This is a genomic window from Mangrovicella endophytica (assembly GCF_002893625.1).
Taxonomy (GTDB): domain Bacteria; phylum Pseudomonadota; class Alphaproteobacteria; order Rhizobiales; family Rhizobiaceae; genus Mangrovicella; species Mangrovicella endophytica.
On record NZ_PKMZ01000002.1, the window covers coordinates 612,955 to 627,257 of the forward strand.

A 14,303-nucleotide genomic window follows, 5' to 3' on the forward strand; every position below is an offset into this window, starting at 1 on the left:
ATCCCGCCGCGGTCATCTTTTCCGGCGCCGTCTGAAACGACATCATGAAAAAGCCCGGCGCATCGGCCGGGCTTTTCTTTGTCTGCGGTGGCGATAGCCGCCGTCAGGCGGCCATCGCCTTCTGGAGGTTCTCGTCGATCTTGTCGAGGAAACCCGTGGTGGACAGCCAGGGCTGATCCGGACCGATGAGGAGGGCGAGATCCTTGGTCATGTGACCAGCCTCGACGGTCTCGACGCAGACGCGCTCCAGGGTCTCGGCAAAGCGCTTCAGCTCGGCATTGCTGTCGAGCTTGGCACGGTGGGAGAGGCCGCGCGTCCAGGCGAAGATCGACGCGATCGAGTTGGTCGAGGTCTCCTGGCCCTTCTGATGCTGGCGATAGTGGCGGGTGACGGTGCCGTGCGCGGCTTCCGCCTCGACGGTCTGGCCGTCCGGCGTCAGCAGCACCGAGGTCATCAAGCCGAGCGAGCCGAAACCCTGCGCCACGGTATCGGACTGCACGTCGCCGTCGTAGTTCTTGCAGGCCCAGACATAGCCGCCGGACCACTTCAGCGCCGAGGCGACCATGTCGTCGATCAGGCGATGCTCGTAGGTGATCTTGGCCGCCTTGAAGCGGTCCTCGAACTCGGCCTCGTAGACTTCCTGGAAGATATCCTTGAAGCGGCCGTCATAGGCCTTGAGGATGGTGTTCTTGGTGGAGAGATAGACCGGATAGCCGCGCTGCAGGCCGTAGTTCATCGAGGCGCGTGCAAACTCGCGGATCGACTCATCCAGATTGTACATGCCCATAGCGACGCCGGACGACGGCGCGTCGAAAACCTCGTGCTCGATGGTGTTGCCGTCCTCGCCGACGAACTTGATCGACAGCTTGCCCTTGCCCGGGAACTTGAAATCGGTCGCCTTGTACTGGTCGCCGAAAGCGTGGCGGCCGACGATGATCGGCTTCGTCCAGCCCGGCACCAGGCGCGGCACGTTGCGGCAGATGATTGGCTCACGGAAGATGACGCCGCCGAGGATGTTGCGGATCGTGCCGTTCGGCGACTTCCACATCTTCTTGAGGCCAAATTCCTCGACACGGGCTTCGTCCGGGGTGATCGTGGCGCATTTTACGCCGACGCCGTACTTCTTTATGGCGTTCGCCGCATCCACCGTCACCTGATCGTTGGTGGCGTCGCGGTTCTCCATCCCGAGATCGTAGTAGTGAAGATCGATGTCGAGGTAGGGGTGGATCAGCTTGTCCTTGATGAACTGCCAGATGATCCGGGTCATTTCGTCGCCGTCGAGTTCCACAACCGGGTTGTCGACCTTGATTTTCGCCATGGACAATGCCTCGATTCTCAGCGACGGGCGCCGCATCTGCTTCACGGAAGGTTCGCGGCCCTATAGCACCCCGGGCTGGAGAGGCAAAGCAGGTGCGCGCTCCCCGTGCCGTTTCCGCATGGTCCGGAATCATGCGATGATCGCCTTCGAAGATGTTCAGTGGTTCCGACGTCACGCCGCCTGTTGCGGTCGGCAGCTTCCGCAACGAGCGAGCCGGCGACTGCCACGACATCTTCAACAGAACTGTTGCGGTCCTCTGACGGCCAGTCAGAGAAACCATTGACGATGCGACCACTTTCAAGGTTGCCGCTATGAGACATCTGCATGCACTGCTTTTGAATTTGGCAGGGAGAGGTCGTCGTTTACAGCAAAGGAGGTTGAGCCGAGCCGAAGCCGAGACGCTGTCCCCGGGCGCTGACCACTATGCAGCCTATGTCGGGCCGCCGACGGAGTGGGACCTCATGGGTGCCACGCAATTCCGGCTGTTGTGCGCGCTGGGCCTGCGCGATCATCACAAGGTGCTGGACGTGGGATGCGGGTCATTGCGGGGCGGGCGGTTTCTGCTGCTCTACCTCGATAGAGGCAACTACTACGGCATTGAGCCGAACCGCTGGCTGATCGACGACGTCGTCGCGCGTGAATTGGGCGAGGAGCTCATTCGGCTGCGGGCACCCCGCTTTTCCAGCCGGAACGATTTTGATCCTTCCGAATTCGGCACTGCATTCGACTTCGTCATCGCGCAGTCGATCTTCTCGCATGCGGGCCCGGACATCATCCTGCCTGCGCTGCGGAACCTGGGACGCTTCCTGCGACCTGGCGGGCTGATCCTCGCCACTTTCATCCACCGCGAGACTAATCGCGAGATGCCCGAAGAAGCGCCGGGCTGGACCTATCCCGGCTGCACGACCTACTCGGCGCCTCGGATCCTGGAGCTTCTAGGGCAGGCCGGGATGATCGGACGGATGCTGCCCTGGTATCATCCGCGCCAGAGTTGGTACGCGATCGCCTCACGTCACGAGGACATTCCTCCGGAAGAATTCGACGTGCACCTTTCGGGTCAGGTCCGGAGTGGCTTTGAGTAGGGCGAGCTTCGGCCTGGTAATGGCACGAGGCAACGGCCAAGCATCGAACATCTGCCGGCAGGTCTTGTGGACCTGCCGGCAGCAGGGATCAGCGCTGCGCGACCGGGGTCGGGGCGACGCCGTCAGACGTATTGGCGTTCACCTGGTTGGTGCCGTAGGAGTAGATGGTGCCTCCCGAAGCCGTCTGCAGGCCGGTGCCGTTGTTGGTAACCGACGAACGTCCGATCAGGATCGCGGAGTTTGCGCCGACGGAGCGGACGCCTTCACCGGCATTGTTGGCAACGAGCACCCCATCCAGCATCATCCTGACGACGCCAGTTCCGGCGATTGCCGTAAAGCCATGGAATGGCGCATCGCTCGTCGAACTGTTCCGGATGCTGACGTCGACGTCACCGGTTGTTCCCGACGAGTCGGCCCGGACCCCGACGACGTTGTTCGAGAAGACCGTGTTGGCGACGGTCACCTGCGCGGCCGCACTTCCCGTAGGCGCGATCTGAAGCCCCGCCCCGTTCGTCGAGCTGCCATTGTTCGTGATCGTGCTGTTGGCCAGCGTCAGCCTGGCCGTCCCCGTGGAGTTGTTGACGAAAACGCCGAAGCCGTTAGGCGCGTCACCTTTGAAGCCGTTGATCGTCACTCTGTCGACGAGAACGGAGTTTGCCTGGAGATAGCGGATGCCGTTCAGGCCAGGGGCTGTTACCGGGGCGCCGTTGATGGAAATGCCACGCAGCACGACGTTGATGTCAGCGCCATTGACGATGATGCCATTGGTGGCTGAGGAGAGTGCTGACCCGAAGGTGCCACTGCAGTCGATCGTGATCGACTTGGTGATGGTGACGGTGCCGTAGCCGGCGGGATCGAGGCAGTTGATCTCGCCGCTTGCAGCCGTCTTGGAGATGGCGCCGGCAAAGGTCTTGCAGGGCGCGGTGCGGCTGCAAGGATTGACGTCATCACCGACGCCGGACACCCAGGTACGGGTGGCCTGCGCGGAGGCCTGGCCCACGAAGGCGCCGACCAACAGCGGCGCAGCCAGGAGAGCCGCGACCAAGTTGAGCTTTTTCATGTGTGATCTCCGTCTTTGCGACCGGATGTCGATGTTCCGGTGCGTTGCGGAGCCACTATCGGGCGATGTGAGAGGAAGAGGAAAACTTTCCTACAAGCTTTCGAGTTGAACAGAAAGTGATCGACGGTGAGCGACGATCACGCGTCTTTGCTTGCACCCAGCCGGGGATGACCTGCTACGCCCAGTGGCCTGCTCTTCTCAGGCCTGAAATATCTCCCCTATGGGACACACCGGAATTGGATGTAGTGACGGTTTTCCTGAGTGGGTTATGATCTTGGCACCGTGCCGTCGCCGTAGAACATTTCAGATATCTGGATGATCAAGCGCCGCAGATGTGCCGCCGCCGGACTGCCGATCGACTTGATCAGCCGACACGCCTATCGAGATCTGAGACGAAGATAATGCCGCCGCGCAGAAATTACACATGAGTAGCAATGTCTGACCTCGTCATACGGTTTTCTTGCGTTGTCGACGAGGATCCAATCTTCACGACCCAGGCATTTCGCTGGGTCCGTAGCCTCATCGAACTGGGTCGTGTTTCTCCTCAGGACATTGCGGTTCATTATGTATTGGGCACTGATCGTGTTCGTCTGGCGGAAGTCTTCGAGCCTCTGTGCGTTTCTCTGTTCCCCGTGAGTCGGATGTCATGGCGGTTGCCTCACTTGAACAAGCTCGCTCAGTTGCAGTCCCTCTTCCTGCGGGATGCGGACCTCGCAGTCCTGTGTGACTGCGACACGTTCTTCCTATCCGATCCTCGTCCGTACCTTGTGAAAGATCAGCTGGCGGCGGCCGTGGTCGATCTGTCGAACCCGCCTCTTGTCATCTGGGACGAATTGCTCCGGCGGGCCGGCCTGACCAAGGGGCGGCCGGACGTCAGGACCGGCTCTTCGGATGCTCCGACGATCTTCGAGAATAGGAATGGCGGGATTTACGTCTTCCCCGGAAAGCGGTTGGGAGAGATCGACGAGGCTTGGCGCAAGTGGGTCGCATGGCTCGACGGCCAGGGCGACATTCTCGGGCATTTCACGTTTCACACCGACCAGATCGCGTTCGCGCTTGCCTGTCTCGACAACGACTTGCAGCCCCGTATCCTGCCGAAAAGCTTGAACTTTCCGACACATCTGCCGCCGGAACATGTCGGCGACGGAGCGCCGATCGTGCTGCATTATCATCGTCATGTCGACAAGCGGGGCGCTCTCCGGCCGCTCGGGCAGCCAACGGTGGATCGGGCGATTGCATTTGCCAATTCAGTCCTCGCCAAACCGGCGTTGATCCAGCGCAAGCAGCGCCTGGTCCTCCATGTCGGCCTCCCCAAAACTGGAACGAGCGCGTTGCAGCGCTGGTGCGGGGACAACGCCACAGAGCTTCTTGCACATGGGATCAGGTATCCTGAACCCAGCAGCTTGACAGCGATGCCCAAGCACCAGTTCCTGGTGGACGATCTGAAGTCAGGGCGTTTCGATCGGACGGCGAAGGCCATTGCCGAGAGCCGCGCGGGCAACGGCTCGGATTGCGTCATCCTGAGCACCGAGGGCCTGACCAATCACCTCTACGACTTCCGTCCGGCGGCCTTGAAGACTCTGCGCGAACTGCTGGAGCCCTTCGAGACAACGATATTCCTGGTCCATCGAGACCTCGAGGACTGGCTGCGGTCGTACCACAAGCAATGCGAGATCAATCCGCGCATTCCGATCTACAGCTACGGTCTCGGCCTCGATCTGCGGGAGTTCCGGGAACTTCCACGCGTCAAGAAATTGATGAACATCCAGAACCTTGTCGCGGACTGTGCGGCCGCTTATGGCTCGGCCAAGGTCGTTGCCGCCGAATTCGACACTGACTGGACCGGGCAGTTCTTCTCCTTGTGCGGGTATAGTCCGGTGGGAGGCAGCGAATTGCCGCGCGCCAATGAAAGCGTACCGGACTGGGTTTTTCAGGCCGTGCTGCGTCTCAACCGGCTCGGCCTGTCCGACGAGGCGCGGAGCGCCTGGATGGGCACTCTGCAGCGTTTTGCCCGGTCTCGGCATTCCGGATTGATGGCCTTCGAAGCGAAGTCGAGCGCCGAAAGGCTGTGGCGTCAGCTAGACCCTGCACTCATCGGCGTAGTCTCAGCGCCCGACGAGCGCTGGACAGGCTATGGTGACATGGTGCTGCGGCTGCTTCAAGAGGTTTCCGAGAAGAGCGTTTGACGTGCGCGCGCCTTGCGACCACGCGCACGTCGAAGTCGGGCGCTTCTTATGGACGGGGCGGGTAAATGCCCTCGAGAGCAATACACCACGTCATCGCGAGGTAGGGACCGCGATGCTGGACGGGCTGGCTGCCGCCTGTCTGAGCGATCATGTCAGCCGCCATGGTGCGATTGGCTGGCCCATTGTGATAGACGTCGTCGTCGCCCACACCGCCACCGAGATAGCGGCCCTGCGGCCCGCCCTGATCCGCGGTTGCGTTAGTCGCGTTCACCACATGCGAGTGCGAAGGCATCTGCGCCGTAGTGAGGGTGAAGCTTTCCTGGCCCCCAATTTGGCCCAAGGCGTAAGTCGAAAGACCAGGACCTGTACCAGCGAAGATCGGCGCGCGGCCGCGCAGATCAGGAAGGGCGAAGGTCGACGTTCCGTTGCCGCCGTAGGTCGTTCCCAAAAGCGAGAACAACGCCGTATTGGATGCTATCGAGAGAATCGAGCCATCGGCGTTGGCCCAGCCCCTCGGACAGAAATTGCCGCCGAAGAGCATAGCCTGCCCGACAAAGGGCTCGGCCTGTGCCGAAGCGGTCGAGGTGCCGGCAATCGTTGCGAGAAGAGTGCATGAGAGAGCGAGCGAGTTCTTCGTGAGCCTGCGCACCTTTGTCCTCCGTAAGGTGTGTCCCAACTGACAGCACCCTCACCGTAGAGAACCGCTCAAGGTTGTAAATAGACACCCGTTCTTATCAGCTGCCTGTCTCCGCTTCCATGCGACAGTTGGCGGAGAGATGCTTCAATTCATGGGCTGGATATGGCACGGAGCGCGCTGAACATCCCTCTAAAGGCATGAAGAGATGATAGGAACGGATGGCGATCAGCTGGTCGCGGCAGGCGGGCCGGCGATCATCCTGGTCGAGCCGCAACTCGGCGAGAATATCGGCATGGTGGCGCGGGCCATGGCCAATTTCGGCCTTGAGGACCTGCGTCTCGTCAATCCGCGTGACGGCTGGCCGAGCGAGAAAGCTCGCGCGGCAGCGTCCCGGGCCGACCATGTGATCGATGCTGTGCGCCTGTTCGGCTCCGTCGAGGAGGCCGTTGCCGATCTGACCTATGTCCTCGCCACGACGGCGCGCTCGCGCGACAGCCAGAAGCCGGTACGAGGTCCGAAGTCGGCATGTGCGCAGCTGCGCGGACGGATCACGGCTGGGCAGCCGACCGGCATCCTTTTCGGACGCGAGCGTTTCGGCCTGTCGAACGAGGAAGTCGGATTGGCCGACGAGATCGTCACCTTCCCCGTCAATCCAGCCTTTGCCTCGCTCAACATCGCGCAGGCAGTGCTTCTGATGAGCTACGAGTGGATGCAATCGAGCTCGGACGACGCGGAAACGCCGCGCTTTGCTCCAATTGAGGCGGATCCTGCGGAGAAAGGCGACCTGCATCGTCTGCTGGATCACACCGAAGTGCTGCTGGACCGCCTCGGCTACTTCCGCCCGCCGGAACGGCGGGTCGCCCTCTCGGAAAAGCTGCGCACGACCCTGACCAAAGCCAATTTCAGCCGCATGGAGGTGCACGCGCTGCATGGCGTCCTGCGTCATGTAGAACATCGCCTTGACGGAGACGGCGAGTGAGCGCCTCTGGCGGAAAGACGGAAGGACGTCCGGTCCTGATGCTGGACAGCGGGGTCGGGGGCCTGACGGTGCTGCGCGAGGCGCGCGTGCTGATGCCGGATCGTCGCTTCGTCTACGTGGCCGACGATGCGGGCTTTCCGTATGGCGGCTGGGAAGAGGCGGCGCTGCGCGAGCGGCTGGTCGAACTCTTCGGCAAGCTCATCGCGGAGCATCGACCCGCGATCTGCGTCGTTGCCTGCAACACGGCATCCACGCTGGCGCTGGATGCGCTGCGCGCCGCCTATCCCGACATGCCCTTCGTCGGCACGGTGCCAGCCATCAAGCCGGCCGCGGAACGGACCCGGTCGGGCCTCGTGTCGGTTCTGGCGACGCCCGGCACAGTCAAGCGGCAATACACCAGGGATCTCATCGAGAAGTGGGCCGGGCGCTGCAGCGTCAACCTCGTTGCCAGTGTGAACCTCGCCAGCCTCGCCGAGGACTACATGCGGCATGGCTTCGTGGACGAGGCCGCCGTGAAGGCCGGGATCGAACCCTGCTTTATCGAGGTGGACGGCCGGCGCACCGATATCGTGGTGCTGGCCTGCACGCACTATCCGTTCCTGGTGAACCGCATGCGCAAGATGGCGCCCTGGCCGGTGGACTGGCTCGATCCGGCGGAGGCGATCGCGCGGCGCGCCCTGTCCCTGCTGCCGGCTCCAGGCGAGTTGGGGCAACCGCAGGGCCGGGACCTTGCCATTCTTACCGGCGGTGCGCCGGATGCGGTCACGCGCCGATTGATGCAGGGTTTCGGACTCTCGACCTGAGTTCAGCCTGCGGAAAAGCTGATGTTCGAGGTCTGCTTGTCGGACCCGTCGACCTTGTCGGTCACGACCATCGAGAATTGGCCGTTGCCGGCATTTCGGATCACCATCGTCGCAGCCCTGTCGCCATAGGCCGGCACAGGATAGGTGATCGTCAGCACGAGTGCGTCGCCCTGCTGCTCGCCCGAGACCTTGGCCGCGCCCTTGGTCGAACCTGTATAGCTGCCTGAAAATCGTCCGGATGCGGGATCGTAGCGGATGTCGGCGCCAATCCGGCGCGTGAAGATGATGGCGGCGCGGCACTGTCCGGTGATGGAGACCTGGTTGGGAGACGGCCGACTCCCGGCGACCTCGCAAGAAACGCGCCGGGGCGCGGAATCCACATCGCGTTGCACCGTGCCGGTGCCGCTCCAGCTGCCGTCAAAGCGTTGAAGGAAGCTACCGTCGGCAGACGCCGCGCTTGGAGCGCACAACGCGATGGCGAGGAGTGATAGGCCGAGATGTCTGGAATGCATGGAGTTCCATTCCGAAGGATGATCATCTCGCAAGGAACGTCCGGAGATCGTCGAACGTTCGCCGGATGAAGATCAACTCGCCGGCACGTCCCGGTCTGGAGCGGTCATGGACCTCATTCGTATCCTCCTGTCGATCCTGTTGCCGCCGCTCGGCGTCTTCATGCAGGTCGGCTTCGGCAAACATTTCTGGATCAACATCATCCTGACGCTGCTCGGCTACTTCCCGGGCGTCATCCATGCGGTCTGGGTGATCGCCAAGTACTAGGCGGCGACAGCCGGGTTGACATGCCAGTGTCATCTGCCTAAGCACTGCGTCAGCCGGCGGAAGCAATTCCAGCCGGTTTTTGACGTGTCCCGTGGACGGAGCGCCTCGTGCATCCTTCGTCCTGTCAGCTGGCCGAGGCGCCGGCAGAGGAGGGCGCGTTTCCCAAGCCGCCCGCGTATCACGACGATATGCCGGGCCATCCTGACTTGAAGGAAATGCGATGAGCAAGCGCGAATCGGCGAAGTACAAAATCGATCGCCGCATGGGCGAGAACATCTGGGGCCGTCCGAAGTCCCCGGTGAACCGCCGCCAGTACGGCCCGGGCCAGCATGGCCAGCGCCGCAAGGGCAAGATGTCGGACTTCGGCACGCAGCTGCGTGCCAAGCAGAAGCTCAAGGGCTACTACGGCGACATCTCCGAGAAGCAGTTCCGCCGCATCTACGACGAGGCGGCGCGCCGCCGTGGCGATACGTCCGAGAACCTGATCGGGCTGCTCGAGAGCCGTCTCGACGCCGTCGTGTTCCGGGCGAAGTTCGTGTCGACGATCTTCGCGGCACGTCAGTTCGTCAATCACGGCCACGTGAACGTCAACGGCCGGCGCACGAACATCCAGTCCTATACCTGCAAGCCGGGCGACGTCATCGAGGTGCGCCAGAAGTCGAAGCAGTTGACCGTGGTGATCGAGGCGACCCAGCTCGCCGAGCGCGACGTGCCAGACTACATCGAGGTCGATCATCAGAAGATGGTCGCGACGTACCAGCGCGTCCCGGGACTCGGCGACGTGCCGTATGCCGTCCAGATGGAGCCGAACCTGGTCGTCGAGTTCTACTCGCGCTAAAGGACCGATTTTAACCGATCTTTGCAAAGGCCGCCTCCGGGCGGCCTTTTTCGTTGGGCCTCTGCAGTTGCTGATCTACAGTCCGGGCGGCGCGGGGGGCTGCGCAGATCGGAAGGGGCAGGGCATGGTCGGGCGTGTCCGGGTCGTTCTTCACGGCGGGATGCACAAGACTGGAACCACGTCTCTGCAGGCCGCTCTCCTGTCCTGCCGGGACGCACTCGCGGCCAGCGGCATCTGGTATCCGCGGGGCGAGGTGCGGCAGGCCGCCCAACTGATCAACGTCAAACGCGCAGACTGGTCGCCTGAGCCGATCGCGCGCGTAATAGCGGAATGCCAGCGAGGCGGCGCTCATACGCTTCTGCTCTCGCTGGAGAGCATCTCCACGTTCTCGGCCCTGGATTTCAAGCGCCTGACGGCTTGCTTTGAAGATTGCGAACTCGCGTACGTCTTCGTTTTTCGCCATTGGGCGACCTATCTGCCTTCGCGCTGGAGCCAGTACATCAAACGGCGCGACAGTCAGACCTGCGCCGATTACGTTGCCGGCATCTCACGGAGCGAACACCCGGATCATCGCTTCGACCTCATCGTCGAGCGTGCGCTTGCCAGTGGCCCCTGCAGAGTGGAGGCGGTGTCGTATGATCGCGCCGTCGAGGATCAAGGGTCGGTCCTGCCGGCCGTCATCCGGGCGATCGGCCTGCCGGAGGCTCTCGGCCACACGATCGCGGCATCGGCGAGCTGGCGTCACCGCACCGGCGGGCGGGAGCGGCTGGAGGTCACCCGCCTTCTCAATGGCGCTCTCGCAGATCGCCTGGGCCTGCCGCAGGACGACAATGTTCGCGCGGTCGGAGAGGGACGCCTGAGCGACGTCTTCTTCGATCTTGATCCGGCTGAGCTGCCGCGAGCGGAGTTCAGCGCGATCGTTCAGTTGGGCCGGTCAACCTCGGTCCGGCAGCCCATCGCAGCCGGCTTCATCGATGCCGGCATGCGACTGGAAGCCCATCGCCGCCTGTTTGCCGATCTGGGCGGTCTGCCGATCTTCCCGGACTACCTGCCCGTACCCGTTGAATCGTGGAGCCTCGACTGGACCGCGATTGCGGCTCGTCAGCCCGTGCGCGACTTCGTGGCGCGCATGAGGCCTATCGTCGAGGAGCGGATGACGGCGCGTCTCGCGCTTCTCAGATGACAGCCGTGGCGACGAACCTCTGAAATGCCGTGTCGGGCCTCGGTAAGGTCCCGAGACTGCCCACCCTTCGGTGCGCCGCGTCTCGCTGCTCTTTCGCCGATCGGGCTGAAGCGGTAAACGCCGCAGAAGACGAAGAGGTGATCCATGCTCGAAGCGGATGCGACGCAGACGCTCAAGGACGACGACGCTGCGGCCTTCTCGGACGGCGAGGGCGCACATCCGTTGTTCCGTTCGGCCCCGGACAGTGTCGGCTTTCGCAAGCTGCGCAAGCGGCTGCTACGGGAGATGCGCGAGACGATCGAGAGCCACGCGATGGTGCGCCCGGGTGCCCGCTGGCTCATCGGCATCTCCGGCGGCAAGGACTCTTACGCACTGCTGGCGCTGCTGCACGACCTCAAATGGCGCGGTCTGCTGCCGGTCGATCTCCTCGCCTGCAATCTCGACCAGGGCCAGCCGGGCTTTCCCAAGCACGTCCTGCCGGACTTCCTGAAACGCTACGGCATCACGCACCGGATCGAGTACCGCGACACGTATTCCGTCGTGACAGAGAAGATGCCGGCCGGGGCGACCTACTGTTCGCTATGCTCGAGGCTGCGTCGCGGCCATCTCTATCGTGTCGCGCGCGAAGAGGGTTGCGAGGCGCTGGTGCTGGGGCACCACCGCGACGACTGTCTGGAGACGTTCTTCATGAACCTCTTTCACGGCGGGCGACTGGCGGCGATGCCGGCCAAGCTCCTGAACGACGAGGGCGATGTCACGGTGCTGCGCCCCTTGATCACCTCGTCGGAGGCTGACATCGCGCGCTTCTCGCAGGCGCTTGATTTCCCGATCATTCCCTGCGACCTCTGCGGCAGCCAGGACGGCCTGCAACGCAATTTGACGAAGGCGATGCTGGCGGAGATGGAGCAGCGCCAGCCCGGCCGCAAGGACGTGATGATGCGTGCGCTCGCCAATGTGCGGCCGAGCCATCTGCTCGATCCGAACCTCTTCGACTTCAGCGCCCTCACGCCGATGAAGGGCGGTTAGCGCGGGAGCCAAGGCGCGGCAGCGTGCCGCGCCTTCGCCGATGTCCGAGCTGCTGTCTACTCGGCCGCAGCGCTCTGCGGCTTGGCATCATCATTCGACAAGGCGTCCATCGGACTGGCGGCCTTGTGCTGGTTGAGCCGCCGGAACAGGCGGCCGTCTTCTGCAATGGCGACGAGGCCGAGGGCGAGCACCGACAGGACCAGGAAGCCCGACAGGAGCGGCAGCGTCGTTCCGTCGAAGTAGTAGCCGATGATCGCGCCGCAGAGGCCGCCGCCCAGGGTCTGCAGGAAACCCAGCACGGACGACGCGGTGCCCGCGACATGGCCGAGAGGATCCATCGAGAGCGCGTTGTAGTTCGTGCCGATGAAGCCGAAGCATCCGAAGGACAGGATCATCAGCGGCAGGAACAGCCAGAAGGGCGCCGCTCCGCCGTTGAGTGCAGCGATCGTCAGGTGGACGCCGGCCAGAGCGATGAAGCTCACATGGGCCATGTGCGCCAGTCGGCGCATGCCGAAGCGCATCACGAGTTGCGAGTTCACAAAGGATGACAGCGCCATGAAGATGGCGGCGGCCGAGAAGTAGACGGTGAAGAAGTCGCCGATCTGATAGACGCCGCGATAGATCTGCTCGGCCTGATTGATGAAGCCGAAGAGGACGCCGAACATCAGCGACGTGCCGACGGCATAGGCGAACGAGCGCCGCGTCGTGACGACGATGCGGAAGGCGTTGGCTACACGTGCCATCGTCAGAGGCAGACGGTCCTCCGGATGCAGCGTCTCCGGCAGGCGCAACGCCGCCCAGACCGTCACCGCAAGGCCGAGCAGGGCGGTGAAGAGGAAGACCTCCTGCCAGCTGCCGAACAGCATGATGGCCTGGCCGACATTCGGTGCCACGACCGGGATGACCATGAAGATCATCATGACCAGCGACATGACACTCGCCATGCGCGGTCCTCCGAAGCAGTCCCTGACGACCGAAACGGCGATCACGCGCGTAGCTGCGGCACCGACGCCCTGCAACACGCGTAGGGCCAGCAGCATCTCGAAGCTGGAGGACAGGATCGCGAGAAACGAGGCGAGGCAATAAACCCCGAGCCCGGCCAGCAGCACCGGGCGCCGCCCGAAGCGGTCGGACAGAGTGCCATAGAAGATCTGCGCCACGCCGAAGCCGGTGACATAGGCGGTGATGACGAACTGGCGTTCATTCTCGGAATTCACGCCGAGAGCCGCGCCGATATTCTGCAGCGAAGGGATGAAGATATCGATGGCCGCCGCATTTAGCGCCATGAGCGAGGCGATGAGCGTCACCAGTTCCCAATAAGGGAGGCGGCCGGCAGGCCCGCGATCAGGCGCATGCGACATGCGTTCATCCTTGTTGTGCGATGCAGCATCCATATGCGATCGAGCAGCCATTGCAAGGCCGCCTTATCATGCGGTGCGCATGTGACGCCGCTACAAGCCTTCGGAAACAAAGAAGCCCACCGGCGGACCGGCGGGCTCCTGCCTCCAGATCGTGTCGGAGGGATCAGTTCGCGGCGGGCATCGGCGCCTGCGTAGCGATGCCTTTCTCGTCGAAGAAGCCCTTCAGCTCACCGGCCTGGAACATCTCGCGCAGGATGTCACAGCCGCCGACGAACTCGCCCTTGACGTAGACCTGCGGGATGGTCGGCCATTGGCCGTAGTCCTTGATGCCCTGGCGCAGCTCGTCGGAGGAGAGGACATTCACGCCCTTGTAGTCGACGCCCATGTAGTCGAGGATCTGGACGACCTGGCCGGAGAAGCCGCATTGCGGGAAGCCGGGCGTGCCCTTCATGAAGACCACGACGTCGTTGGTCTTCACCTCGTTGTCGATCCAGTCGTTGATACCGCTCATCTTTTCATCCTCATGGTTCCGGTCATGCGGTTCAGGATGTTATTCTCCATGACCGCCATGTCGTTCCTGATCTCGCGCCCGTCGCGCTCGATGCGATCCAGTCGGGTCTGTTGTCTCGATAGAAGATCGATCACTTGAATAAGATGACGATCCGTCTCGTCCAGACGCTTGTCGATCTTCCGCAGATAAGCCAGCGTATGGCTGACGATCGCGGTATCATGATCGCTCATCGGACATCGTCCTCAGGCCGGCGCGCTAGTCTGCAGTGCCAGAGCGTGCAACTCGCCGCCCATGTTGCCCTGCAACGCCTTATAGACCATCTGGTGCTGCTGCACACGGGTCTTGCCGCGGAAGCTCTCCGAAACGATCTCGGCGGCATAGTGATCGCCATCGCCGGCCAGGTCCCGGATCGTCACCACGGCATCCGGAATGCCGTCCTTGATCATCTTTTCGATGTCATGGGGGGTCATCGGCATGGTCGTCTCCCTGCGCGGCCGGCGGATCACACCGACGGCTTGCGCTATAAGCTAGGTCCTGGCAGC

16 protein-coding genes are annotated in these 14,303 nt (G+C 62.8%); 8 read left to right on the forward strand and 8 right to left on the reverse strand.

The window, feature by feature from the left end:
• Nucleotides 1–103 precede the first annotated feature (103 nt).
• On the reverse strand, nt 104–1,318 hold the full coding sequence (locus tag C0R46_RS08465) for an NADP-dependent isocitrate dehydrogenase (protein ID WP_102959142.1): 1,215 nt from the start codon (nt 1,316–1,318) through the stop codon (nt 104–106).
• 461 nt (nt 1,319–1,779) lie between these two features.
• Here C0R46_RS08465 and C0R46_RS08470 point away from each other — a divergent pair, with 461 nt between their 5' ends.
• Nucleotides 1,780–2,400, forward strand: a complete 621-nt coding sequence (locus C0R46_RS08470) for a class I SAM-dependent methyltransferase (RefSeq protein WP_157944591.1) — start codon at nt 1,780–1,782, stop codon at nt 2,398–2,400.
• An 88-nt stretch (nt 2,401–2,488) separates the two neighbouring features.
• On the opposite strand, the gene C0R46_RS08475 is transcribed toward C0R46_RS08470, so the two are convergent.
• Entirely contained in the window at nt 2,489–3,460 is a 972-nt protein-coding gene (locus C0R46_RS08475; protein ID WP_102959144.1) for a right-handed parallel beta-helix repeat-containing protein, read from the reverse strand.
• A gap of 434 nt (nt 3,461–3,894) precedes the next feature.
• On the opposite strand from C0R46_RS08475, the gene C0R46_RS08480 reads away from it, so the two are divergent.
• Nucleotides 3,895–5,646 carry a hypothetical protein gene (locus tag C0R46_RS08480; RefSeq protein WP_157944592.1) on the forward strand — a complete coding sequence of 584 codons (1,752 nt, stop codon included), beginning with the start codon at nt 3,895–3,897 and terminating at the stop codon, nt 5,644–5,646.
• 46 nt (nt 5,647–5,692) lie between these two features.
• Here the strand turns inward: C0R46_RS08480 and C0R46_RS08485 are convergent, their stop codons facing one another.
• Complete coding sequence (locus C0R46_RS08485) at nt 5,693–6,295, reverse strand: phage tail protein (RefSeq protein ID WP_245413472.1); 603 nt, start codon at nt 6,293–6,295, stop codon at nt 5,693–5,695.
• Nucleotides 6,296–6,488: 193 nt separating this feature from the next.
• On the opposite strand from C0R46_RS08485, the gene C0R46_RS08490 reads away from it, so the two are divergent.
• Nucleotides 6,489–7,262: an RNA methyltransferase gene (locus tag C0R46_RS08490; RefSeq protein WP_102959146.1), complete on the forward strand. Its 774-nt coding sequence runs from the start codon at nt 6,489–6,491 to the stop codon at nt 7,260–7,262.
• Nucleotides 7,263–7,300: 38 nt separating this feature from the next.
• Nucleotides 7,301–8,065 carry a glutamate racemase gene (gene murI, locus C0R46_RS08495; RefSeq protein WP_102959275.1) on the forward strand — a complete coding sequence of 255 codons (765 nt, stop codon included), beginning with the start codon at nt 7,301–7,303 and terminating at the stop codon, nt 8,063–8,065.
• Nucleotides 8,066–8,067: 2 nt separating this feature from the next.
• Here murI and C0R46_RS08500 read toward each other — a convergent pair whose 3' ends face one another.
• Nucleotides 8,068–8,445 (reverse strand): hypothetical protein, encoded by a 378-nt coding sequence (locus C0R46_RS08500; RefSeq protein WP_157944593.1) that lies wholly within the window; start codon nt 8,443–8,445, stop codon nt 8,068–8,070.
• 238 nt (nt 8,446–8,683) lie between these two features.
• On the opposite strand from C0R46_RS08500, the gene C0R46_RS08505 reads away from it, so the two are divergent.
• The 4 genes from C0R46_RS08505 to ttcA all read left to right on the forward strand — a co-directional run bounded on the left by C0R46_RS08505 (nt 8,684) and on the right by ttcA (nt 11,889).
• Nucleotides 8,684–8,842: a YqaE/Pmp3 family membrane protein gene (locus C0R46_RS08505; protein ID WP_102959148.1), complete on the forward strand. Its 159-nt coding sequence runs from the start codon at nt 8,684–8,686 to the stop codon at nt 8,840–8,842.
• A 220-nt stretch (nt 8,843–9,062) separates the two neighbouring features.
• Nucleotides 9,063–9,680 (forward strand): 30S ribosomal protein S4, encoded by a 618-nt coding sequence (rpsD, locus tag C0R46_RS08510; protein WP_102959149.1) that lies wholly within the window; start codon nt 9,063–9,065, stop codon nt 9,678–9,680.
• Between the two features lie 124 nt (nt 9,681–9,804).
• A complete protein-coding gene (locus tag C0R46_RS08515; RefSeq protein WP_102959150.1) occupies nt 9,805–10,863 on the forward strand; it encodes a hypothetical protein in 1,059 nt (352 codons plus the stop codon).
• A 144-nt stretch (nt 10,864–11,007) separates the two neighbouring features.
• Nucleotides 11,008–11,889, forward strand: a complete 882-nt coding sequence (gene ttcA, locus C0R46_RS08520) for a tRNA 2-thiocytidine(32) synthetase TtcA (protein WP_102959151.1) — start codon at nt 11,008–11,010, stop codon at nt 11,887–11,889.
• Nucleotides 11,890–11,945: 56 nt separating this feature from the next.
• On the opposite strand, the gene C0R46_RS08525 is transcribed toward ttcA, so the two are convergent.
• The 4 genes from C0R46_RS08525 to C0R46_RS08540 all read right to left on the reverse strand — a co-directional run bounded on the left by C0R46_RS08525 (nt 11,946) and on the right by C0R46_RS08540 (nt 14,237).
• Nucleotides 11,946–13,250 carry a multidrug effflux MFS transporter gene (locus C0R46_RS08525; protein WP_102959276.1) on the reverse strand — a complete coding sequence of 435 codons (1,305 nt, stop codon included), beginning with the start codon at nt 13,248–13,250 and terminating at the stop codon, nt 11,946–11,948.
• 163 nt (nt 13,251–13,413) lie between these two features.
• Nucleotides 13,414–13,761, reverse strand: a complete 348-nt coding sequence (gene grxD, locus C0R46_RS08530; RefSeq protein ID WP_102959152.1) for a Grx4 family monothiol glutaredoxin — start codon at nt 13,759–13,761, stop codon at nt 13,414–13,416.
• Nucleotides 13,758–13,991 carry a hypothetical protein gene (locus tag C0R46_RS08535; protein WP_102959153.1) on the reverse strand — a complete coding sequence of 78 codons (234 nt, stop codon included), beginning with the start codon at nt 13,989–13,991 and terminating at the stop codon, nt 13,758–13,760. The genes grxD and C0R46_RS08535 overlap by 4 nt, the downstream gene beginning before the upstream one ends.
• A gap of 12 nt (nt 13,992–14,003) precedes the next feature.
• Nucleotides 14,004–14,237, reverse strand: coding sequence for a BolA family protein (locus tag C0R46_RS08540; protein ID WP_102959154.1), 234 nt, complete (start codon nt 14,235–14,237; stop codon nt 14,004–14,006).
• Nucleotides 14,238–14,303: the final 66 nt, after the last annotated feature.